The organism is Paraburkholderia unamae, from assembly GCF_003268775.1.
GTDB classification, from domain to species: Bacteria; Pseudomonadota; Gammaproteobacteria; order Burkholderiales; family Burkholderiaceae; genus Paraburkholderia; species Paraburkholderia unamae.
The window spans coordinates 47834-69385 of the sequence record NZ_QLSU01000031.1; the positions used below are offsets into that span (position 1 = coordinate 47834).

The following is a 21552-nucleotide window of genomic DNA, read 5'->3' on the forward strand; positions in this document are numbered from 1 at the left end:
GGTATCGATAAAACTAACCTATCGTTTGGAGATCAAGCATGCGTAAATTCATGATTCTTGGCGCGACAGCCTGCACGTCGGTCGCACTAGCACTGCCGTCAATGGCACAGGAAGTTGTCGTGATCGGGCATTCCGCCCCGCTAACGGGGCCTCAAGCGGCAAACGGCAAGGACAATGAATATGGCGCGCGGATGGCGGTCGACGAACTCAATAAACAAGGGGTGCTGATCGCGGGCAAGAAGGTAACGTTCAAGCTGGAGTCGCAAGATGATCAGGCCGACCCCAAAACAGGCGTTCAGGTTGCACAGAACCTCATTGACCACAACGTCGTCGCTGTCCTGGGGCCGTACAACTCCGGCGTGGCGATTCCTGCGTCTCGCCTCTACAACAATGCGGGGGTGCCTCTCCTGCCCGTAGCATCCAACCCGGCGATTACGAAGCAAGGCTTCAAGAACATCTTCCGGATTGGCGCCAGCGACGCCCAACTTGGCGGGACGATGGGGGACTTCGCCGCCAGGGAGTTGAAAGCCAAAACGGTTGCCATCATCGACGACCGCTCGGCATATGGGCAGGGCATCGCGGAACAGTTTGAGGAATCGGCCAAGGCAAACGGCCTGGAAATTGTCGACAAGCAATTCACCAACGGCCAGGCCGTCGATTTTCTCGGCATTCTCACGGCGCTCAAAGCGAAAAACCCCGATGTGATTTTCTTCGGCGGCTACGCATCCCAGGCTGCGCCGATGGTTAAACAGATGCGGCAGCGTGGTCTGAGCGCGAAGTTGCTTGGCGGTGACGCTATCTGTACAGCCGACATGGGAAGAGTGGCAGGCGATGCGGCCTCAATTGTCTACTGTTCTCAAGGCGGAGTGGCCCTGGACCAGACCGCGGAAGGGAGACAATTCATCAAGAAGTATAAGGACACCTATCATACGGACATGCAGGTTTACGCGGTCAACTACTACGACGGCGTAAAAATGTTGGCCGACGCCATGACGAAAGCCGCGACGACAAGTGACAAAAGCAAGCTGATCGCACAACTGGCGAAGGAACAATACAAGGGAGTCGCCGGCACGTACTCCTTCGACGCCGAAGGCAATCTCAAGGGTGCGCCGACAACCGTGTACGTGATTCGAAACGGCTTGCCCGTTCCTTACGTCAGGTAAGCGAAGACGCCGGGTACCTGTTCAAGCGTACCCGGTCGATCGGCTGGATTAGACACTCCCGCTCGCTCGTCAAAACACGCTATCGCCGCGGGCGTCAGCGTTTGTTCCAGGCGATGCGCGCGCGGGCGGGGAAATGCCTGCTCACCCTATCCAGGCTCACGACTGAAAAATGGCTGAAATAGCCGGCGGTGCACGAGCAACAGTAAAGGCGTCGACACCATCGAAAGCGCGACGACCAGCGTGACGAGCGACGACTGGCGTTGATCGATAACGCCTGCCGCCAATGACGCGGCCATCACCACAAATGCAAACTCGCCGCCTTGCGAGAGCAGAATGGCAAAGTAAGACCGTTGCGTAGCCGGCACGCCAAATCGGTTTGCGAGAAGCCACAGCGCGATCGTCTTGATGCCAACCAGCGCCACGACCAGTACGGCGACACGGACCGGTTCGCGCAGCAAGACGCCGAAGTCGATGGACATGCCCACTGCAATGAAAAACAAGCCGAGCAGCAGCCCCTTGAATGGAGCCATGTCGACTTCTATCTGATGACGATGTTCCGAATCGGCGAGCAGTACACCTGCGACGAAGGCGCCCAACGACATCGAGAGATGGACGGTCTGCATCAGCAAAGCAATGCCAATTATCCAGAGCAGTGCAAACGCGGTGAAAATCTCGGGGACTTCGATGCTGCTGATCACGCGCAGCACCATATTCAGCAGATAGCGACCGGCAAGCGCCACCGCGACGAGCATGACGAGCGCTTTCAACGCCAGCAGCCACCCCGGTTCCGATGCGGAAACGGCAACCTTCGGGGCGAGCAATGGCAGGAGAGCAATGAGTGGAATGGCTGCCATATCCTGGAACAGCAGAATGCCGAAGCCGGCCCGGCCGGTTGGCATGTCCATCAGTTCGCGGTCCTGAAGTTCCGACATGACCATTGCGGTGGACGACAGCGACAGCGCGAGACCGCCGGTCAACGCAATGCGCCATGGCAACCCCAACATCACGAAGACGCCCAGCAGCGCGGCGGCACACACGGTCATCTGCATCGTGCCGTAGCCAAAGATGGTGCGACGCATTGCCCAAAGCGCGTCGACCCGCATTTCGAGTCCGATCACGAACATCATCAACACGATACCCAATTCCGAAAAATGGAGAATCGCGTCGATGTCGGTCACGAGCCTCAGCGCCCACGGACCGATCATGATGCCCGCCACCAGATAACCGAGCACGGCACCAAAGCCGAGGCGGACGGCGAGCGGTACCGCAATCAGCGCGGACCCCAGAAAGATGACTACATCGATCAGCATCTTTGTCATGCGATGTCCCCAATCAATGCCGCCACATTGCCCCGATTCACGGCAGGCCGGCCACTTGAGTCAGGCGGAATCCAGGTGAACGGACCATCACATGCCTGAATGCATGTTCGCAAGCCAGTCACGTTCCGCCATGTTGCGTCCCGCGCATCCTGCTTTACGCCGATAAAGGAAATCCGACTTGACCGCCCATTCGGCATCAATATGTCAGCCATTCTATGATGGCACGGTCAGCCAGTTTTCAATTGGCGATCTCCACATCCCGAATGCCGCGCCCTTTTCGCCTGCGCGCCCCTGACGACGGAGTCAGTCATGCTACACAATCTACTAGCCGCCGCGCCGGCCATGATCCTGTGCCTGTTGCTGCAAGCCGTGGTGGTCGCGGTCTGCCTGCGCCGGTACGCGCGCTTCCGGCGCAACGTCAAGGGACAGGATTTGCTGTGGGTGGACGTCCTGCTATTGGTTACCGTGATGCTGCTGACCTTGCTCTGCAATTTTGCCCAAATGGCAATCTGGGCCGCGTTGTTCATGGTATTAGGCGAATTTTCTGATTTCGCCACCGCGCTATATCACTCCGCGGTCAATTTCATCACGCTGGGCTACGGCGACATCGTCATGTCCAAGGAATGGCGCATGCTTGGCCCAATCGAAGCAGCCAATGGCATCCTGATGTTCGGCGTTTCCACTTCGGTGATGACGGCTGCGGTCATGGATGTGATCAAGTACCACCATGCCCGGCTCCAGCAGGAATAGCCGGGAAAGCAGGCACGTGCCGGGCGCGGTGTGGAGATATGCCGTTCCCGCATGGGCCGTCATGCGTTGAAAGCTTCCCGCTAGTCAAGCTTCATGAGGCCCATGTGCATGGCCGTGTCGGCGCACATCACGACCAGTTCGTCGTGGGATACGCCTTCGGTCAGCCGATGGTTGAGTACCTCGTCGAAGGTCCCGGCGCACTCGGAGACCGCGCTCATCGCATCGCCCTCGGTGCGGTTATAGGCCCCCGCGATGAGCGATCGCGCGCGGCATTTGGCGGCGGCGATGGTTTCCTGAGTCGAGGCGCCGGAACTCGCGGCCCGACATTCCGGAACAGGGACAGGCTGGAACGCCAGCGCCAATGAAGGGATGAGAAAGGCAGCAGCAATGTATCGGCGGGACATGGCGTATCCTTTCGTGAGGATCTTCGTACCGACATTACCCGATAGTCACCAACTCTAGCCGCGAACGGCTCATCGCCGATCTTCCCCTGGCGTGAGCCTGTTAGCAATCTATCACCTCCACGACGCGGCGTCAGTGATCGGCCACTATGAGATACCCTCATTGGCCCTTTGCCCCGATTTGGCACGCTGCCCCGATTCGGTGCTTACCCTAAGCCATGATGTGGACGCCACCGTCCACATAGAGCGTCTCGCCAGACAATCGCCGTGCGTACGGCGTCGCGAGATAGGCACAGGTGAAGCCCACGTCCATGATGTCGACCAGTTCGCCAAGCGGTGCACGTTCGGCCGCCTGCGTGAGCAGCACGTCGAAGTCTTTCAAGCCCGATGCCGCACGCGTTTTCAAAGGCCCGGGCGATACGGCGTGCACCCGGATCTGCTGCGGACCCAGTTCATACGCGAGATAGCGCGCGCACGCTTCCAGCGCCGCCTTGACCGGCCCCATGACGTTGTAGTTCGGGACCACCTTGTTCGCGCCGTAATAGCTCATTGCGAACAGGGAGCCGCCGTTCTTCATCAACGGCGCGGCGAGCCGAGCCATGCGCACGAACGAATGGCATGAAATGTCCATCGCCGCCGCAAAGCCCTCGGCGGAGCAGTTGAGCAGCCCTCCCTGCAAATCGCTCTTTGGCGCCCATGCGACGGAATGCACGAGTATGTCGAGTTCGCCCCATTCGCTCGCAATCCGCTCGAATACCGCTTCCAGCTCATCTTGCCGCGACACATTGAGCGGCATGAAAATGGGCGCGTTGAGTTCTTTTGCCAGCGGTTCGACGTATGACCTGGCCTTTTCATCGGCGTAGGTAATCGCGAGATCGGCGCCCACTTCATGGAACGCTTTCGCGCAGCCATAGGCAATCGAATGGTCGTTGGCGACGCCCGTCACAAGCGCCTTCTTTCCCGCCAGCACCGGATGTTGAATGCTCTGGTTCATCGGACTCCTCCTCGGCGATCAGGCCATCTCACGCAATGCCCGCCACTTCCCGCGTATGACGGGCGATCATGAGTTCTTCGTTGGTCGGGATGACCCACACCGCGACTTTGCTCGACGCCGTGCTGATGCAGGGCGCACCGGCCTCGTTGGCGCTGCCGTCGATTTCCACGCCGCACCAGCGGGCCTGTTCGCAGGCCCGTCGCCGGATCTCCGGCGAGTGCTCACCGATACCCGCCGTAAACACCAGCGCATCGAGTCCCCCGAGCGCGGCGGCGAGTGACCCCAGCTCGCGCCCGATGCGATACGCGTATAAATCGATCGCGAAGGCCGCCCGCGCGTCGTCGCTGGCCAGCAGCGTGCGCATGTCGCCCGAAATACCCGATACGCCCAGCAGCCCCGAGTGGCGGTACAGCAAGTCCTCGACACCGCGCGTATCCATTTTCAGTTCGTCGAGCAGATAGAGAATCACGCCGGGATCGAGATTGCCGCTGCGCGTGCCCATCGGCAGTCCATCGAGCGCGGTGAAGCCCATCGTGCTCGCGACACTGCGGCCTGCGTTCAGCGCGCACATGCTCGCGCCATTGCCGAGGTGGGCAACGACCGTGCGGCCTCTCGCTGCCTCGGGCGCGATATCCGGCAATGTTCTCGCGATGTATTCATACGACAGGCCGTGGAAGCCGTATCGCCGCACGCCTTGCGCCGTCAACGCCGCCGGCAGCGCAAATGTAGACGCAAGCGCCGGCTGTGTCGCATGAAACGCGGTATCGAAACACGCGACCTGCGGCACATCCGGATTGCGCTCCGCGATGACACGAATTGGCTTCAGGTTGTGAGGCTGATGTAGTGGCGCGAGCGGCGTGAGTTTCTCGAGTTCATCGAGCACGCCGGGTGTGACGGCCACGGGCTTCGAGAAGCCCTGGCCGCCGTGAACCACACGATGCCCGACCGCGACGAGCTGATTGCCGTCGCGATGACCGCGCAGAAACTGGGCGATGTATGTGACCGCCTCCTCATGCCCGATGGGACTGTCGCGCCAGTTCGCCTCGCCGGTCTGACTGCCTTTCCCGTCGAACGCGACGAAATGCGGTGAAGAAAGCAATCCTTCGATCTGCCCGCGCATGACAAGCGGCAGGTCTGGCGACCCTGCATTGAACGCGCTGAACTTGATGCTCGAAGAACCCGCGTTGAGAACGAGAATGACATCGGCCATTGGCTTCCCCTTTATCCCATCAACCGCGCATCTTCCCGGCGCTTTTCGGCCACGAACCGGTCGCACATTGCGTGTTCGCGATTCACGATGCCTCCTTGAGGCCAGGCGCCACGCGCGCGGGCGGTGCATCCGGTGCCGGATGCTTCGAAGCGACAGATAGCGCCACCGGTCCGCTTTCCACAGGCAGGGACGAACGGATCTTGTCGAGCATGCCGAGTTGAGCGGCGGTCGGCCCCGCTTCCTGAACGCGCCTGTCGGCCAGAAGCTTTTCAGCCAGCTCTAACAGCTTCTCCCGGTCTTTGCGGTCTTTCAGCAGATCCGGCAGCGTCGCGAGCGCCTGCTCCGGCTCGTAGCGCACGATGATCTCCTGCTCGCCGCGCACGCGTCTCCACTGGTCGCCGGGAAGCTGGGGCAGCCAGGCGGCATAGTCCTTCGCAAGTTCGTGGCGCAGGGCAAGCCGCGCGAGCGGCAGCGGCTCGCCCCGGCGCGCGAGCAGGCAAGCGGCGCGCGCGAGCGCTTCCGTATAGCCGCCCTCTCTCATCGAGGCCAGCGCATCCCTCACGTAGGGCAGATTGCGGTGGTCGCCCGCCGGCTCCGCGGGACGGGCGCTCGCCTCTTCATCGTGTTCCACGCGATACAGGTTTCCGTACAACGAGAAGAACGCGCTTTCCGTCATGGCGTCGCGCATCGCGCGGTAGAAGTCGAGCGATGCGCTGAGCATTTCCGAGCCACAGTGCTCGACCGCCCTCAACCGGGTGTCATCATGGGTTTCGGCATGCCGCTTCGCCCGGACCGCCTCGGCGGTCGGGCCGAGCCACGCGAGCCACGGATTCAGGTCGGAAAACGCCCAGCGTTGCGCGCGCAGCGGATGAAACTGACGCTGCAACGTCGCCGTCGTTTCGTTCGAGAACGCCCGCACCCACGGTTGCAGGAAGAGTTCGTACGTACGCTGGTTCAGTTCCGACACGCGCTTGACGGCCTCGAACGGCTGCTCATCGGTACGCTCGAACCGGTTCAGGCGCGCGGCGATATCTTCGAGCCGATACTCCTGGAACGACACGTCGTATTGCGTTTTGCCGTCCTCGCCCCGGCTTTCGGCAATCTCCATGCCGTAGAGACCGGGCGGGAAGGATTCGATCGCTTCGAGCACGGATGCGATCTGCTGATGCTCCTTCTTCGCCACCTTGCCCGAAACAAAAATGCCGAGATGACCGATGCTCTGGTGCACGAGCCCGACAATCACCTGTCCGCGCGCCTTGATTTCCTCCGTGCTTCCGTAAATGTCGGCGACCCAGTTGAATGCCTGCTGGGGCGGCGTGATGTTGTCGCCGAGAGACGCGAACAGGACGATCGGCGACTTGATTTCCCGCAGATCGAACGCCGCACCGTCAAGACCGCGCACCTCGCCCGACCAGAGCTTGTTGCCCACGAACAGGTTGCGCGTGATCCACTCGATCTCCTCGCGGTTCATCAGGTAGTAGCCGCCCCACCAGCGCTCGAAGTCGAGAAAGCGCGGCGGTTCGGTATCGACGTTGTCGAACAGGTGATAGTACTTGTCCCACAGGCTGTTCGCGGGATTGAGGTTCTCGAAGTTCTGCACGAGATGCGCGCCGTCGAACTTGCCGTTGCCGAGGTCCGCCGTCAGCGACGCGAGCCAGGTGCCTCCCAGCATGCCGCCGGAATAGCGCATCGGATTGTCGCCTTCGCCTTCGCTCCACGCGCCGCTCCAGTAGGACATTGGAGCGCCATTGATGACGAGCGGCCCCGTATGGTCCGGATCGGAACTCGCCAGCATCATCGCAGCCCAGCCGCCCTGGCAGTTGCCGACGATGGCCGGCTTCGGGCTGTCGGGGTGCAGTTCGCACACCTTCCTGATGAACTGCTCTTCCGCCGCGCACACGTCGAGCATCGTCTGGCCAGGTTCCGGATCGCGAAAGAAGATGACGAAATACACGCAGTGGCCGGCCTTTAGCGCCACGCCGGCCTGCGAGTCGTCCTTGAAACCGCCTATGCCGGGGCCGTGGCCCGCGCGCGGGTCGATGATCACGTAAGGACGCTTGCTAACGTCCACGACAACGCCTTCGGGCGGCAGCAGCCGCACGAGCGCGTAGTTGACCGGCCGGGCGAGCGTGCGGCCGTCGACAACGAGTTCATGGTCGAAATGCAGAACAGGCTGAAGACCGTGGCGCGCCTGGTCGACGAAGCCGTTTCCGCGCTGACGCAAGGTGTCCCAGAAGAGTACGGAACGCTCGGCGACATCCATTGCGTAGCGGTAGCCGGCCCAGGGATCCAACGCCGTTGCCCATGCCGGACTGCCCTGCGCGCGCTTGTCCGTGTCGTCCAGCCGCTCTGCCGCGTCCGCGACGCGCTGCCTGAATTGCGATTGCGCGAGTTCCGATCGTTTTGCGAGGAGCCGGGCAACCTTGCTTCCGACTTCCTGGCTACGTGCATATCGATTGGCTAGGTCTGTCATTGCATCACCTCGTGAACCGGGAACGAGTGGGACGGGACACGTCCGTGGTCTGAAGATTCAGGCGGACGAAGACATGTGCGGCTCGTACTTGCCGAGCCGTTTCGCATAACCGGCGAGCTATCTACAGGAAATCGGGTGAAAAAACGGCTAAATACAGATCGGTGACAGGGCGATCAGGATCGCATCATGAAAATAGTGGAATAACAGGAATACTTACTAATATTCTTGATAAGAATTCTCATTGTTATTACAGCGGCGAGGGGCGTCTCCCTCTGTCACACTGGCAGACCAGTGTGACAGATTCGTTACCGCATGCCATCTTTGACCGCCCGCCGGTCATGCGCCGCGACGTACGTTGAGAGCATGGAGACCGGCAGGCCAAAGAACCCCTGGCCGGTGTGCGGGTCCGCCTCAATTGTGCTGCGCCTGAGGGCATTCCGCCTGATACCAGCGATCGACCTGATGCTGCGCCGCATGCAGGTTTTGCGGATAGTGCGGATCGAACCTTCTCGGGTCATAGCCCGCCTTCCTCAGCGCGGCCAGCTCACTCTGGTTTTGCTCTTTTGTGACAGGCGCGTGGCTCTTGATCGCGGCGAGATCGCGGCATTGCTTTTCGCTCAGATGGGTCGCGCCTTGCGCCAAGCCTCCGGCGGCCATGCCAGCGAACGAGATCGTCAACGCGCAAATCATCGGCCAGATCTTCGGTGAATGCTTCATATCACGTCCCCTTTTGTTAGGCCACGCAGCACAAACGATGATACCAGCGCCGACACGGCGGCTCATGCGCAGCTGTCGGTCTCGACGCACACACCGGCGCACAGCGTCCAGCCCAACCGCGCATTCGGCGCATAACGCCGTTAGCGCGCGGACCGACACGTGGCGATAATGGGGGCTTTGCTCTCGCCCCGACGATACCCACATGAACGATTCAAGCGACATTCGTTTCCTGCTGACGATACGAGAGGCCGGCAGCCTGGTTGCGGCGGCGAGAACACTGGGGATTTCGCCACCCACGGTCACACAGCGGCTGCAACAGATCGAACGGAAGCTCGATACGCGCCTCATCGACCGCACGGCTCGCCGGTTGCGCTTTACCGAGGAAGGCACGCTGTTGTGCCAGCGCGGCGCCGACCTCGTGCAGCAATTCGACGCGTTGTTCGACGATGTGCGCGCGCGCCAGGGCGGGCTCGCCGGCACCGTGAAGATTCGCGCGCCGCTAGGGTTCGGGCGGCGCCATCTCGCTTCCGTCGTTTCCGCCTTCCAGCGGGACAATCCCGATGTCGACATCGAACTGACCCTCACCGATCAACCCTTGAGCGAAACGGCCGAGCGCTATGACATCGTGGTTCACATCGGCGAGCTGCCGGCGTCGAATCTGATCGGCTATGCGATCGCGCCAAATGCACGCTTCGTCTGCGCCGCCCCGGCGCTTTTGAAGCGTTTCCCGAACCCCGAAACCCCGGACGATCTGCGGCAACTTCCCTGTATCGTGCTACGCGAGAACAACGAAGACGCATCGCTCTGGCAGTTCCGCAAGGGCCGGACGACGCGCAGCGTCAGGGTGTCGTCGAAGTTGTGCTGCAACGACGGCGACGTGGTTCGGCAGTGGGCGTGCGAGGGCCGCGGCGTCATTCTCCGCTCGGAATGGGATGTCGCCGACGATCTCGCAAAGGGCGATCTCGTGCGCCTGCTTCCCGCCTGGAAAGCCGGCGACGCCGACGTGATCGCGCTCACCCGCAATCGCGCGGGCTTGCCCGCCCGCACCCGCCAGTTCATGCGCTATATGCAGGCGCGATTCAAACCGCAGCCGCCGTGGCGAAGCTAAACGGCGCATCAACCGATATTCGGCTTTTGTGAATCATTGATTTCATCTGGCCAAATCGGCAATGCGTGTTCAAACTCTATACTGGGTGGCACGAACGACATCAAGGGAGTTGCCTCGCTCATGAGCCATCCATCTGTGCCGGACGCCTACCCGAAGGCGGTCCTCTTCGATCTGCTCACCGCGCTACTCGACTCATGGACGCTCTGGAACAGCGCCGCCGGTTCGGAGCAGGCGGGCAAGGTGTGGCGCGCCGAGTACCTGCGTTTGACTTACGGATGCGGCCGATATGTCGACTACGAACAACTCGTGCGGCAAGCGGCAACCCGCACGGGCCTGCCGGAATCCGCAGCCTATGCGCTGGAAGCCAACTGGCTGAACCTGGCGCCGTGGAGCGGGACGGTCGAGGTCTTGCGGCAACTGCAACCGCATTGCAAGCTGGCCATCGTCACCAACTGTTCGATACGGCTTGGCCGCCAGGCGGCGGCGCTCATGCCGGTCAAATGGGATGCCGTGGTCACGGCCGAAGAGGCCGGCACATACAAACCGGATCCGGCGCCATATCGCCTTGCGCTCGCCGCGCTTCGCGTGGCGCCTTCGGATGCGGCTTTCGTCGCGGGGTCGAGCTACGACATGTTCGGCACCGCCGCAGTCGGCCTGCGCACTTACTGGCACAACAGGGTCGGTCTGTCGTTGGTAGAAGGCGCGCCGCCGCCTGAAATCGAAGCGCCCACGCTTGATGCGCTGGTGCCCTGGTGCAAGCGTTTCGGCGCGCCGGCTCACACCAATCTGTCTGCCTGAAACCATGAAACTCGACGAACTCGATACCCCCGCCGCCCTCATCGATGTCGCACGGATGAACCGGAACATTCAACGCATGCAGTCGCGCATGAACGCACTCGGCGTGAGGTTCCGGCCGCATGTGAAAACGACCAAATGCCTGGAGGTGGTGCGCGCGCAACTGGCGGCGGGTGCGAGCGGCATCACGGTATCCACGCTAAAGGAAGCGGAAGCGTTCTTCGCGGCTGGCATCGCCGATATTCTCTATGCGGTCAGTATCGCGCGTTCGAAACTGCCAAGAGCGATGGCGCTGAAACAACAAGGCTGCGACTTGAAGCTGGTGGTCGATAACATACTCGCCGCAGCCGACGTCGCGCAGTTTTGCGCCGCGCAAGGGGAAACGTTCGAAGTCTGGATCGAGGTCGACACGGACGGACATCGTTCGGGGATCGACCCGGAGCAGGATGCGCTGCTGGAAGTCGGGCGCATTCTGCACGACGGCGGCATCAAGCTTGGCGGGGTAATGACGCATGCGGGGTCCAGCTACGAACTCCATACGCCTGATGCGCTATCCGCGCTGGCCGAGCGGGAGCGCTCAGGGTGCGTTCGCGCCGCACAGCGCCTGCGCGACGCGGGTTTTCCTTGCGAGACGGTGAGCGTCGGGTCGACGCCCACCGCGTTGGCCGCAAGGAACCTCGATGGCGTGTCCGAGGTGCGGGCGGGCGTGTATGTCTTTTTCGATCTCGTCATGCACAACGTCGGTGTATGCTCGACCGACGATATCGCTTTGAGCGTGCTCGCAACCGTGATTGGTCATCAACCCGAGAAAGACTGGGTGATTCTGGACGCGGGCTGGATGGCAATGAGCCGCGATCGCGGAACGTCGAAACAAACGCGGGATTTCGGCTATGGTTTGCCCTGTACGCTCGATGGCACACCGTTGAACGACTGGATATTAAGCGGCGCGAATCAGGAGCACGGCATTCTGTCGCCGGTGCAGGGAACGCAGGGAAAGAGCCTGACGGCGCTTTTCCCGATCGGCACGAAGCTGCGCATCCTGCCCAATCATGCCTGTGCGACGGGTGCGCAGTTCCCGGAGTATCACGCGCTGTCCGACAATGACGAAACGACTTTATGGAGCCGCTTTCATGGCTGGTAACGAATCGGGCGCGCGCTTGCCGCGCATGGAAAACCCGGCAGGACTCGCGACGCCGGGCGGCCACTACAGTCACGTGGCGATCGCAAACGGGCTGGTGTTCGTGTCCGGCCAGTTGCCCATCGACGCGCAGGGCCGAAAGCTGACCGACGCGTCGTTCGAGGAGCAAGCCCGCCAGGTGCTCGCGAATCTCGAAGCGGCGCTGAACGGTGCGGGCAGCAGCATCGCGCAACTGGTGCAGGTTCGCGTGTATCTCGCCGATATCGAGCATTGGCCGGGCTTCAATCGGATCTACGCAGACTGGGCGGGCGAGGCGCGACCGGCCCGCGCGATCGTGCCGGTCGGCCCGCTCCACTACGGCTTCAAGATCGAGGTGGAAGCGACGGCGCTGGCATAAGCGCCTTCCGGCGCATGGACGCAAGCGCGCTCGCAACGCTAAAGTCGACGGAACAGGAAGGCTCAGAACCCCTGCGCGGTGCCGGTGGAGTGCGCGACCAGCAGCACGACTCCGAGCAGGCAAGCACCAATGAAAACCGCCAGCCCCACCGCCACGAATGGCAGCCAGCTGAAGTTCACATTGGCGAAGTCGGCTTCGTGGGCCGCGCTCTTGCGCACGCCGAAGAAGCTCCACAAAACAATGCGTACCATGCGCAGGACTTCCATCATTTTCTCCATTTCGCTCGATCGACTCGATCGTATGGAGCGATGTTGAACCCTCTCGGGGTACAGAAAAAGCAGCAGACACGAACGATTTGACCGGTGCAGCCGGGACGGCTTTGCCACCGCCACGAGACCGGGATCCTGCACGCCATGTGCGTACAGCCTCTGCTGCGCTCATTTAAGCGCCATCTGCTGCTTGAGGCGCCAGGTAGCGCGCGATAAGGTCTTGGCTCCGTGTTCACTCTGGCCCTGGCCTTTGCGCCGTCACCATGTACCGCTACAACGAATTCGACAAGGCCTTCGTGGCGAGCCGCGCGGCCCAGTTCCGCGATCAGATCGAGCGCTGGCAAGACGGCACGCTGAGCGAAGACGCATTTCGCCCGCTTCGCCTGCAAAACGGCTGGTATGTGCAGCGGCACGCGCCCATGTTGCGCGTTGCGGTTCCCTATGGAGAGCTGTCGAGCGCGCAGCTTCGGGTGCTCGCCCGCATTGCCCGCGAATATGACGCGCCTGAGGCCGAGGTCTACCGCAGTGCGCTTGCGGCCCAGCGCAAGCTCGGCACCGTGCGCCTGCCGACGCATCACGCGCACTTCACGACGCGCACCAATGTCCAGTTCAACTGGATTCCGCTGTCGAAAGCCGCCGATGTGATGGACCTGCTCGCCACGGTCGACATGCACGGCATCCAGACGAGCGGCAACTGCATCCGCAACATCTCCTGCGATGAGCGCGCGGGCGTGGCGCCCGACGAGATCGCCGATCCGCGCCCTTTTGCCGAGATCATGCGTCAGTGGACGACGCTGCATCCCGAGTTCGCGTTCCTGCCCCGCAAGTTCAAGATCGCAATGACAGGCGCCACGGAAGATCGCGCCGCGACGGGCTGGCACGACGTCGGCTTGCGTCTCCTGCACGACGAGAACGGCGAGTTGGGCTTTCGCGTAGCGGTGGGCGGCGGCATGGGCCGCACGCCGGTCATCGGCGTCGTGCTGCGCGAATTCCTGCCGTGGCGGCACATCATGAATTACATCGAGGCGGTCGTGCGCGTGTACAACCAGTTCGGCCGGCGCGACAACAAATACAAGGCGCGCATCAAGATACTCGCGAAAGCCGAAGGGCAACGCTTTATCGACGAAGTCGAAGAAGAGTTCCGGCAGATCGTGGAGTGCGACGGCGGTCCGCACACGATTCCGCAGGCCGAGTTCGACCGCATGAGCAGGTACTTCGTCGTGCCGCCGCAGGTGGCCGCGTGCACGCCTGCCGACCCGGCCGCCGCTGCTGCGCTCGAAGCGGCCGCCCTGCAAACGCCTCAGCTACGGCGCTGGCTGGAGCGCAACGTCGCGCCGCACAAGAACCCGTCGATGCGCATCGTCACCCTCTCCTTCAAGCGCCTGTTGCAGGCGCCCGGCGATGCGTCGGCGGAGCAGCTCGAACGCGTGGCGGATCTCGTGGACCGCTTCTCAGCGGGCGAAGCGCGCGTCACGCACACGCAGAACATCGTGCTGCCGTGGGTGCATGCCGACGACCTGCTGCCGCTCTGGCAAGCGGCTGTCGAAGTGCAGCTCGCGAGCGCCAACGTGCATCTGCTCACCGACATGATCTCGTGTCCCGGCGGCGACTTTTGCGCGCTCGCCAACGCGCGCTCGCTGCCCATCGCGCAGAGCATCATGGCGCGCTACCAGGACCTCGACGAACTCAATGACATCGGCGAGATCGATCTGCATATCAGCGGCTGCATCAATTCGTGCGGCCATCATCACAGCGGGCATATCGGTATTCTCGGCGTCGACAAGGACGGCGCGGAGTGGTACCAGATCACGCTTGGCGGCGCAGACGGCTCCGCGCGCAGCGGCGAGGCACGGCCCGGCAAGGTCATCGGCCCGTCGTTCGCGGCGCATGAAGTGACGGATGCCGTCGAAGCGGTGATCGGCTGCTATCTGGCGCTGCGCGAGCAGATTGGCGAGCGCCGCGAGACGTTCATCGAAACCGTGCGCCGCGTCGGGCTCGATCCCTTCAAGGCCGCCGCGGACACGGTGCGCGCAACGGCGGTGGAGGCTGTATGACGAAGGCTTCGCGTATTCGGCTTCTAGGCGCCGCAGAGCATGCCGACGATCACCCGGCAGTCGTCCTGACGCTGCCCAACGACGCGGACCCGCTTGCGCATGCCGCCGACATCTCGGGCGCCACGCGCGTCGAGTTGCAGTTCCCTGCCTTCACCGACGGGCGCGCCTTTACCCAGGCCTATCTCATCAGACGCCGGTTGGGTTTTCGCGGCGATTTGCGTGCAACGGGCGACGTGCTCGTGGATCAACTGCTTCAGATGGAGCGCATGGGCTTTTCCAGCGCGGTGTTGGGCGATGGCGTTCGCGTCGAGGATGCGCTTCGGCAACTGGAACGCTTTCCGGCGTTCTATCAGGGCGATGTGCTGCGTGACGCGCCCTGGCGCTGGCCAGTGTCACGTTAGCGGCGTCTTCGTCTGGCTCGCGACGCGCAAGAGATCGCGAACGCCTTGCTTCCCATGAGATGGGTTCGAGTGCACCGCATCGGGGAAGATCAAGTTTATTCCGAGCAAGTGCTCCACTTGCATCAACGTTCCATCCCGGCGCCATTGGAGGCACTTGATGTAGCAGGTCTTGATCGGCGGCATGTCAGCGGGCAGATCTTTCCAGGATTTGCGTTGTGACAGCACCCACAGGACAGCGTCCATGACGTCGCGTGGGTGACGCCGCACTTTCCCATAACGCCTCATTTCATCATACCGAAAGAGGCTGGCAATGCGAGCCCAGTCACTGTCGCTAAGCGGTCGATATTCGGACATATCAAGCGACAATAATTACGCTGGCGCAGGATACGGCTCCTGCTATGCGCTGTCCGATTGGAACGGCGTATAAACGCCGCGATCGCAGTTCCAACATGAGTGAAAAACGCATTTTCCAGTTGGACCTGTCGCAATCAATAGATCAGTGGTTGCATACCTACGCCCTAAACTGTTGCGACCGGCGTGACCGGTGAGCCAGCCGCCCCTGGCAACCGCAGCGGTGGTGCTGTGAGCAGGAACCGGTTGCGGCCATGCTCGCGCAGCCAACGATTAAGCGGTGAAAGCAACCATTGCTCGCCAAGCGGCACTCCCAGCTTGAACAGGCAGTGTTCGTGGATGGTGCTCGCAGCGCCCGGCGGTGGCGGCAGAATCTCAACAGCACGATTGTCCGAAATGAGGGCTGCGACACCGGAGTCAGTGATCCATTGCAGCAGTCGGGAGTCGGATCCATCGAGCCCTGCGCAACTGTTGTGCAGCCGCCAGGGGTCCGGTGCCTTGTTCATCTCGAGCAGCAATTCGTCAAAGCCCGTGCATAGACACAGCATGTCGCCGGGTTCGACCTCCACTGCGTCGTCATCGAAGATACGCATGAGTTCGTCATAGCCGACGCGATGCTGTTCGCGGCCAAAGCGCTCGAAGAGGTCGACCATCACGCCGCGCCCTTGCACGCATGTCGCAGCGATCGTGTCGATGCCCAGCGGTCCGGCGCTGACGCCTTCATGACGAGCCCATTCCTCCACGCCCTCTCGCGGCGGCGGCGTCACAATATGTTCGCCACCGCGCCATCCGTTGTAGTACACGACCTCGGCGACGCCGTCTCCGTCCGCATCGAACTCGGCGCCAACGTGGGCAAGGCTGTCCCACTGAGTCGAGTATTGGGTGGAAAGCAGCACGGCGTCGTCACAGACAACCGAGGACCGCATTGCGCCTGGCACATGTCGCGAGTGATTGTGAAAGCACTGGCCGCCGTGCATCGCGCCGAAGAGCCGGGGCGGGTGTCGGCGTGGATTGGCGACGTTGCCGCCAGGATAGTCGAGCGGCAGGCTCAAGCAAAAAGCGATGCCTTCCCGCGCCTCGGCGAGGCCCTGCCTGACCTTTGCCGGCGTCAAAAGATTCAACCTGCCGATTTGATCCGCGTCCCCGAAATCGCCCCAGTTCGACCCTTCCGGCCGACGTATCCAACGCTTGCCCATGCTGCCTCCTTGAACTCATGTCGCTGAACATACCGTTCATGGAGAACATTCGTCAATATCGACTGTTATTATCGATATATTGTTCAGCCCGGTAGAATCCCGCTGTAGTTGACCTTCCAGCGTACGAGCGGCACCTCATGTTGCTGCTCCCAGGCATGGGCTACCCATCCTGCGATCCGCCCGAGCCGAACCAGATTCGCGTCCGGCTCGGCGCCGATGCGACGGTTCACATAGGCAGCAAGCAGGGCAAAATCCGGTTGCTGCCCCGTGAGATCGATAGCAAGGTCAATGGCGCGCACAAAGCGCGCGAAGTTTCGGTCGCTGGCCAACAGCACACGCAACGCAGCCAACAGCGCCGCCGAGCGCGGATCTGGGGCATTGAAGGGCGAGTAGCCAAACCCCGGGATGTCCTCGCTCTCCCGCACACGAATCCTGACCGGCTCGGTCGTATCCGCCGCGCTGTCTATTTCGGCCAGAAAGCGCGACACCGCGCCCACGCGAACAGACGGCAGGCGTCTGCCCGTAACGGCCGAGAGGCCGGCGATGACACATCGGTAAGGCGTCGCGCCGGTGCTGGCAGCCGCGCGGGCGACGTAGGTGACGGGATGCAGCGCCTGGTCAGCCGAAAGGACAAGCACCCTGCGTACCGCATCTTCCAGTTTCGGTCCGCATTGGGTTGTCGCGCCGATGTACCGATGAAGCGGCAGCGCTGCCGGCGATGTCTGCCCCAGCATCCATGCAGCAAACCAGCGCAAGACATCGGCCCCTGAGCGAAGAAAACCCTGCTTGCCGAGGTCAAGTGCGCGAGGATTGGCGCCCTCGACAGCCGGAAGCAACATGATGGCGCGGTCCAGCGCGTCATAGTTCGCGCAGGCTTTGAGCAACGCGTCACTTTTCCCAGGCAGCGAAGTCGGCGGGCCATCGAAGGGATCGAAGTCGCCCGCATCCCACAGCAGCCGGGCGACATCCTCGAGGGTGGCCTCCTCTGCCAGATCGATGGCGCTCACGCCTCGATAGAAGGAGCCCGCCTCCGTCATCAATGTGATAGCCGATGAACCCATGAGACCCGGCGCGGTGTCGCGTGCCGAGGCGGGCGCGATCCCCGACTTGATCTGTTCAATGTCCGAGCGCAGGTAGCGACTGACACGGCTGCCACGAGTCTTGTGCGCACGGATGTTCTTTCGGCTGACATAGGTATAGAGCGTGGGCACGCTGACATTCAGTGCGCTTGCGGCTTCCTCCGCCGTCATGTAGAGGCCATCGCTGGAGCCCAGCGGTACGGGAGTTGCGCTTGCCATAGGATGAGAATGTATCAGTCGATATATCGATGATTATCATCGAGATTGACTGACGATGCCACATACATCGACACTTGTTCCTACCGGGCCATTCTTCGCCCGGATGGAGACAACATGAAGGAATGCAGGTTTATTGCCGCGAGCGGAATGCTCGGCATCGGCGTCCCGGAAGACAGTTTGCGCAAAGCGATGGCGTGCGAGCCGCACTTCGTTGCCGCCGACGCCGGGACCACGGATGCGGGCCCGTTTGCGTTGGGCATGGGCGTGTGCGCTTTTCCACGTGAAGCGATCGTACGAGATCTCGCCACCCTGCTGCGAAACACCGTGCCCGCCGGAATTCCCTTGCTGATTGGCTCCGTGGGAACGGGTGGCGCGGACGTGCATGTCGACTGGTTCATGGAGATCGTGCGCGAGGTCGCAGCCTCTGAAGGTCTGAAGCTCAAGGTGGCCGAGATTCGCTCGGAGCAGTCAAAGGACTTTCTGGCGGAAAAACTCGCTCAGGGGCGCATCCGCGCACTCGACCCGGCGCCCCATCTCGATGAAACGACGATCCGTCGCAGCGAGCGCGTGGTCGGCATGATGGGCGTCGAGCCGCTGCAAGCCGCGCTCGCCGCAGGCGTCGATCTCGTTGTGGCTGGACGCTGTAGCGATCCCGCACTCTATGCGGCCATGCCGATCCAGATGGGCCTTCCCCATGGGCTGGCCTGGCACGCGGGCAAGGTTGTCGAATGCGGCCCCTCGGTTTGCGAAAGGCCCGCGCACGGGATGGTCGTCGGCTATGTGCGGACGGACGAAGTGGTGATCCAGCCGATCGGCCCCGGCTTGCGTTGCACGACCCAATCCGTCGCCGCGCATAGTCTCTACGAGAACGCCGATCCGTTTTGCTTCACCGAGGCCTCCGGCGTACTGGACATCAGCGAGACCCTCTATGAACAGATCGACGAAACAAGCGTGCGGATACGGGGAAGCAAGTTCTGGCCAGCCGAGCGGACCACCATCAAGCTCGAAGGCGCCGAACTCGTGGGATATCAAAGCATCATGGTGGGCGGCATCCGCGATCCCTTCATCCTGAGGGAATTCGACGACTGGCTCGGCAACGTGATCCAGCGCGTCCAACTGTCGGTGGAAAAGGTATTCGGTAAGTCATTGGAAGCGATGGGCGCGAGGATCGACTACCACGCATACGGCCGCGACGGCGTAATGGGAACGCTCGAGCCAGATCGCGCACGAATCCCGCATGAAATCGGGCTCGTTGTCGAAGCCACCGCTGCGGACCAGCAGACCGCCAGCGCCCTCGTGCAATTGACACGGCAACCGTTGCTGCACCAGCCCACGACCAAGTGGAAAGGATCGATCACGGGCTTCGCTTGCCTGCACAACCCGGCGCACATTGAACGCGGACCGGTGTATGCCTTCAACATGAATCACGTTGTGCTGCCGGATTCGCCGGCGTCCATGTTTCGAACCACCATCACGCCTATCCCGGAAGCCACGCATGCAACTCTCTGACATCGCCGCGATGGTTCGCAGCAAGAACGCCGGCCCTTTCGTATTGACTTTCGATGTCCTGTTCAGCGACGACGAGAGCTATCAACTCGTCAAGCGCTCCGGGGCGCTCAGCGCGGAGATGTTTTCGCGTCTGTATCAGACTACGCCCGACAAGGTCCGTTTCTTCGAATGCGACAGCGCTCGCGCATTCAAGTTCAGCATCCCGCACCCGACGACGCAAGGTGCACTGGGGGCATCCGATCTGCACGGGGGGCAGCAGTTCATTCCGCTGCTGAGCGTCTCGATCGACTGACCGGTCCACCCAGGAGGAGACACCATGAACAAAATATTGATGGCCGCAAGGGCCAGGGAAAGTCGCGCGTCGGTTCGCAACGATCCCGCGAATGCAGTCGCAGTCGCGCAGATCGGTGCGCGCATTGATGCACTGGAAGGATCAACGCGCCTGTGGGGATGGCTCGCCCTGATCGCGGTGGGCGGCTTCTTTGAGGTCTATGATCTTGCGTTGACCGCGCCCATCTCGCCCGGGCTCGTGGCGGCGGGGATATTCAAGACCGGCACGGCCGGCCTCTTTGGATTTTCTGACCAGGCGACCTTCATATCAGCCACCTTCCTTGGCCTGTATCTCGGCGTGATCGGCTTTGCGGGGCTGGGAGACCGGTTCGGCCGCAAGGTCGTCTTCGGCTATGCGCTGGCGTTCTACGCGCTCGCAACGTTCGTCATGGGGTTACAGGACGACTCAATCTGGATCTGCTTCTGGCGACTCCTGGCGGGTGTCGGACTGGGCGCCGAATCGGTTGCCATCGACTGCTTTATCGTGGAGATCATGCCCAAGCACCTCCGCGGAAAAGCATTCGGCACGGCTAAATCCATCGAGTATTCTGCGATCCCAATCGCGGCCCTACTGGCAGCCATCCTGATTCCTCATCCGGTATTCGGTGTTGAGGGATGGAGGTGGTTGACCTTCCTTCCCGCGGCGGGCGCAGCGGTTTTCTGGATGTTTCGCCGGAACCTGCCGGAGTCCCCTCGCTGGCTCGCATCGCAGGGGCGCGCGGAAGAAGCCCATGCGGTGCTGAATGCCCTCGACGAGGGCGGGCAGCAAAAAAGCTGTTCGGCACCGGTTACGCAAGACGCGACTGACCCATACCCGGCGCGCCGCGATGCATCGCACTACGTGCGCAATGCGATGTTGATGATGATCGTCTACTTCGTCTTCCAGAACATCGCCTATTACGGATTCAGCAACTGGATCCCCACCTTGCTGGAGGCGCAGGGTGTGCAACTGAAGCACAGCCTGTTCTACACCTTCGGCGTCAGCCTCGCAGCGCCTCTCGGGCCGATATTGATCGCCCTGCTGGCAGACCGGTTCGAGCGCAAACACCAGATCATCGCCATTGGCCTGGTTTCCATTGCGCTGGGGTTGATCTTTGCACACTCGACGTCGCCGGTCGGCTGGATTAGCGCGGGTATCGGATTGACGTTCGCAAACGCCGCCTTGAGTTTTCACGGACACGCCTATCAAAGCGAAATCTTCCCCACCTCCATCAGAGGGCGCGCTGTCGGCTTCGTGTACTCATTTACGAGGTTGTCGGCGGCAATCAGTGGATACATCGTTGCCTTTGTATTGACGCGCGGTGGCGTCCCGGCCGTGTTCCTCACGATCAGCGGCTGCATGATCATTGCATTGCTCACCATCGGATGGGTTGGACCGCGAACGCGCAACAGGAGCTTTGAGGAGATCTCGGGACGGCCTTAAGCGCATCGAGTCGCCCGGATGAATCGCACAACGCGGTAATTCGCGCGGCTGCCCGGAGCAACGGCGATCCCAGTTCGAATCTCGTCAGGCTCACAGCTTACGCAACCGGTCGCTATCGGGTGAAGCGGCATCACAAGGCGAGGCTCAGTGGCAGGCTGGGCAGAACGTCGACTATTTCCTGTCGAATCGCATCGACATATATCCCACTGCCGCATACCCGCATCACACGGATGCCTCAGCGCCTCTCGTGAGCCGC

At 61.9% G+C, this 21552-nt stretch carries 21 protein-coding genes; 11 read left to right on the forward strand and 10 right to left on the reverse strand.

Going from position 1 to position 21552, the window contains the following annotated elements:
- Positions 1-50 precede the first annotated feature (50 nt).
- A complete protein-coding gene (locus tag C7401_RS35220) occupies positions 51-1163 on the forward strand; it encodes a branched-chain amino acid ABC transporter substrate-binding protein (protein ID WP_372460441.1) in 1113 nt (370 codons plus the stop codon).
- Between the two features lie 146 nt (positions 1164-1309).
- On the opposite strand, the gene C7401_RS35225 is transcribed toward C7401_RS35220, so the two are convergent.
- Positions 1310-2482: a monovalent cation:proton antiporter-2 (CPA2) family protein gene (locus tag C7401_RS35225; RefSeq protein ID WP_112176672.1), complete on the reverse strand. Its 1173-nt coding sequence runs from the start codon at positions 2480-2482 to the stop codon at positions 1310-1312.
- Positions 2483-2791: 309 nt separating this feature from the next.
- Here C7401_RS35225 and C7401_RS35230 point away from each other — a divergent pair, with 309 nt between their 5' ends.
- Positions 2792-3232, forward strand: coding sequence for a potassium channel family protein (locus C7401_RS35230; protein WP_112176673.1), 441 nt, complete (start codon positions 2792-2794; stop codon positions 3230-3232).
- Between the two features lie 80 nt (positions 3233-3312).
- On the opposite strand, the gene C7401_RS35235 is transcribed toward C7401_RS35230, so the two are convergent.
- The 5 genes from C7401_RS35235 to C7401_RS35255 form a co-directional block, all read right to left on the reverse strand.
- A complete protein-coding gene (locus C7401_RS35235) occupies positions 3313-3636 on the reverse strand; it encodes a hypothetical protein (protein WP_112176674.1) in 324 nt (107 codons plus the stop codon).
- A gap of 208 nt (positions 3637-3844) precedes the next feature.
- Complete coding sequence (gene fabI / locus C7401_RS35240; protein ID WP_112176675.1) at positions 3845-4627, reverse strand: enoyl-ACP reductase FabI; 783 nt, start codon at positions 4625-4627, stop codon at positions 3845-3847.
- A 28-nt stretch (positions 4628-4655) separates the two neighbouring features.
- On the reverse strand, positions 4656-5837 hold the full coding sequence (locus C7401_RS35245; RefSeq protein ID WP_112176676.1) for an acetate/propionate family kinase: 1182 nt from the start codon (positions 5835-5837) through the stop codon (positions 4656-4658).
- An 82-nt stretch (positions 5838-5919) separates the two neighbouring features.
- On the reverse strand, positions 5920-8310 hold the full coding sequence (locus tag C7401_RS35250) for a DUF3141 domain-containing protein (protein WP_112176677.1): 2391 nt from the start codon (positions 8308-8310) through the stop codon (positions 5920-5922).
- 411 nt (positions 8311-8721) lie between these two features.
- On the reverse strand, positions 8722-9027 hold the full coding sequence (locus tag C7401_RS35255; RefSeq protein WP_112176678.1) for a DUF4148 domain-containing protein: 306 nt from the start codon (positions 9025-9027) through the stop codon (positions 8722-8724).
- Positions 9028-9229: 202 nt separating this feature from the next.
- Here C7401_RS35255 and C7401_RS35260 point away from each other — a divergent pair, with 202 nt between their 5' ends.
- The 4 genes from C7401_RS35260 (at position 9230) to C7401_RS35275 (ending at position 12465) form a co-directional block, all read left to right on the forward strand.
- Positions 9230-10135, forward strand: a complete 906-nt coding sequence (locus C7401_RS35260; RefSeq protein ID WP_112176679.1) for a LysR family transcriptional regulator — start codon at positions 9230-9232, stop codon at positions 10133-10135.
- 120 nt (positions 10136-10255) lie between these two features.
- Positions 10256-10933 carry an HAD-IA family hydrolase gene (locus tag C7401_RS35265; RefSeq protein WP_112176680.1) on the forward strand — a complete coding sequence of 226 codons (678 nt, stop codon included), beginning with the start codon at positions 10256-10258 and terminating at the stop codon, positions 10931-10933.
- A 4-nt stretch (positions 10934-10937) separates the two neighbouring features.
- Positions 10938-12071: a DSD1 family PLP-dependent enzyme gene (locus tag C7401_RS35270; RefSeq protein ID WP_112176681.1), complete on the forward strand. Its 1134-nt coding sequence runs from the start codon at positions 10938-10940 to the stop codon at positions 12069-12071.
- Positions 12061-12465 carry a RidA family protein gene (locus tag C7401_RS35275; RefSeq protein WP_112176682.1) on the forward strand — a complete coding sequence of 135 codons (405 nt, stop codon included), beginning with the start codon at positions 12061-12063 and terminating at the stop codon, positions 12463-12465. The genes C7401_RS35270 and C7401_RS35275 overlap by 11 nt, the downstream gene beginning before the upstream one ends.
- A gap of 62 nt (positions 12466-12527) precedes the next feature.
- Here C7401_RS35275 and C7401_RS35280 read toward each other — a convergent pair whose 3' ends face one another.
- Positions 12528-12731: a DUF2970 domain-containing protein gene (locus tag C7401_RS35280; RefSeq protein WP_112176683.1), complete on the reverse strand. Its 204-nt coding sequence runs from the start codon at positions 12729-12731 to the stop codon at positions 12528-12530.
- Between the two features lie 266 nt (positions 12732-12997).
- On the opposite strand from C7401_RS35280, the gene C7401_RS35285 reads away from it, so the two are divergent.
- Positions 12998-14788, forward strand: coding sequence for a nitrite/sulfite reductase (locus tag C7401_RS35285; RefSeq protein WP_112176684.1), 1791 nt, complete (start codon positions 12998-13000; stop codon positions 14786-14788).
- Positions 14785-15189, forward strand: coding sequence for a DUF934 domain-containing protein (locus C7401_RS35290; RefSeq protein ID WP_112176685.1), 405 nt, complete (start codon positions 14785-14787; stop codon positions 15187-15189). Before C7401_RS35285 ends, C7401_RS35290 begins: the two co-directional genes overlap by 4 nt.
- Here C7401_RS35290 and C7401_RS35295 read toward each other — a convergent pair.
- The 3 genes from C7401_RS35295 to C7401_RS35305 form a co-directional block, all read right to left on the reverse strand.
- On the reverse strand, positions 15181-15543 hold the full coding sequence (locus tag C7401_RS35295; protein WP_220092890.1) for a transposase: 363 nt from the start codon (positions 15541-15543) through the stop codon (positions 15181-15183). The genes C7401_RS35290 and C7401_RS35295 overlap by 9 nt on opposite strands.
- Before the next feature lie 164 nt (positions 15544-15707).
- A complete protein-coding gene (locus C7401_RS35300) occupies positions 15708-16736 on the reverse strand; it encodes a cyclase family protein (protein ID WP_112176686.1) in 1029 nt (342 codons plus the stop codon).
- 83 nt (positions 16737-16819) lie between these two features.
- Positions 16820-18034 (reverse strand): citrate synthase family protein, encoded by a 1215-nt coding sequence (locus C7401_RS35305; protein WP_112176687.1) that lies wholly within the window; start codon positions 18032-18034, stop codon positions 16820-16822.
- A 114-nt stretch (positions 18035-18148) separates the two neighbouring features.
- Here C7401_RS35305 and C7401_RS35310 point away from each other — a divergent pair, with 114 nt between their 5' ends.
- The 3 genes from C7401_RS35310 to C7401_RS35320 are packed head-to-tail and all read left to right on the forward strand — an operon-like array spanning position 18149 to position 21296.
- Complete coding sequence (locus C7401_RS35310) at positions 18149-19543, forward strand: acyclic terpene utilization AtuA family protein (RefSeq protein ID WP_112176688.1); 1395 nt, start codon at positions 18149-18151, stop codon at positions 19541-19543.
- Entirely contained in the window at positions 19530-19835 is a 306-nt protein-coding gene (locus C7401_RS35315) for a DUF4387 domain-containing protein (RefSeq protein ID WP_112176689.1), read from the forward strand. Before C7401_RS35310 ends, C7401_RS35315 begins: the two co-directional genes overlap by 14 nt.
- Positions 19836-19859: 24 nt before the next feature.
- Positions 19860-21296 (forward strand): MFS transporter, encoded by a 1437-nt coding sequence (locus C7401_RS35320; RefSeq protein ID WP_258397354.1) that lies wholly within the window; start codon positions 19860-19862, stop codon positions 21294-21296.
- Positions 21297-21552 lie beyond the last annotated feature (256 nt).

Bases quoted from the DNA above. Each gene is read 5' to 3' on its own strand.
- C7401_RS35300 (WP_112176686.1), bottom strand. From the start codon at position 16,736: ATGGGCAAGCGTTGGATACGTCGGCCGGAAGGGTCGAACTGGGGCGAT.
- C7401_RS35265 (WP_112176680.1), top strand. From the start codon at position 10,256: ATGAGCCATCCATCTGTGCCGGACGCCTACCCGAAGGCGGTCCTCTTC.
- C7401_RS35220 (WP_372460441.1), top strand. From the start codon at position 51: ATGATTCTTGGCGCGACAGCCTGCACGTCGGTCGCACTAGCACTGCCG.
- C7401_RS35310 (WP_112176688.1), top strand. From the start codon at position 18,149: ATGAAGGAATGCAGGTTTATTGCCGCGAGCGGAATGCTCGGCATCGGC.
- C7401_RS35260 (WP_112176679.1), top strand. From the start codon at position 9,230: ATGAACGATTCAAGCGACATTCGTTTCCTGCTGACGATACGAGAGGCC.
- C7401_RS35280 (WP_112176683.1), bottom strand. From the start codon at position 12,731: ATGGAAGTCCTGCGCATGGTACGCATTGTTTTGTGGAGCTTCTTCGGC.
- C7401_RS35305 (WP_112176687.1), bottom strand. From the start codon at position 18,034: ATGGCAAGCGCAACTCCCGTACCGCTGGGCTCCAGCGATGGCCTCTAC.
- fabI (WP_112176675.1), bottom strand. From the start codon at position 4,627: ATGAACCAGAGCATTCAACATCCGGTGCTGGCGGGAAAGAAGGCGCTT.
- C7401_RS35225 (WP_112176672.1), bottom strand. From the start codon at position 2,482: ATGACAAAGATGCTGATCGATGTAGTCATCTTTCTGGGGTCCGCGCTG.
- C7401_RS35315 (WP_112176689.1), top strand. From the start codon at position 19,530: ATGCAACTCTCTGACATCGCCGCGATGGTTCGCAGCAAGAACGCCGGC.
- C7401_RS35245 (WP_112176676.1), bottom strand. From the start codon at position 5,837: ATGGCCGATGTCATTCTCGTTCTCAACGCGGGTTCTTCGAGCATCAAG.
- C7401_RS35255 (WP_112176678.1), bottom strand. From the start codon at position 9,027: ATGAAGCATTCACCGAAGATCTGGCCGATGATTTGCGCGTTGACGATC.
- C7401_RS35320 (WP_258397354.1), top strand. From the start codon at position 19,860: ATGAACAAAATATTGATGGCCGCAAGGGCCAGGGAAAGTCGCGCGTCG.
- C7401_RS35275 (WP_112176682.1), top strand. From the start codon at position 12,061: ATGGCTGGTAACGAATCGGGCGCGCGCTTGCCGCGCATGGAAAACCCG.
- C7401_RS35250 (WP_112176677.1), bottom strand. From the start codon at position 8,310: ATGACAGACCTAGCCAATCGATATGCACGTAGCCAGGAAGTCGGAAGC.
- C7401_RS35285 (WP_112176684.1), top strand. From the start codon at position 12,998: ATGTACCGCTACAACGAATTCGACAAGGCCTTCGTGGCGAGCCGCGCG.
- C7401_RS35290 (WP_112176685.1), top strand. From the start codon at position 14,785: ATGACGAAGGCTTCGCGTATTCGGCTTCTAGGCGCCGCAGAGCATGCC.
- C7401_RS35295 (WP_220092890.1), bottom strand. From the start codon at position 15,543: ATGTCCGAATATCGACCGCTTAGCGACAGTGACTGGGCTCGCATTGCC.
- C7401_RS35270 (WP_112176681.1), top strand. From the start codon at position 10,938: ATGAAACTCGACGAACTCGATACCCCCGCCGCCCTCATCGATGTCGCA.
- C7401_RS35230 (WP_112176673.1), top strand. From the start codon at position 2,792: ATGCTACACAATCTACTAGCCGCCGCGCCGGCCATGATCCTGTGCCTG.
- C7401_RS35235 (WP_112176674.1), bottom strand. From the start codon at position 3,636: ATGTCCCGCCGATACATTGCTGCTGCCTTTCTCATCCCTTCATTGGCG.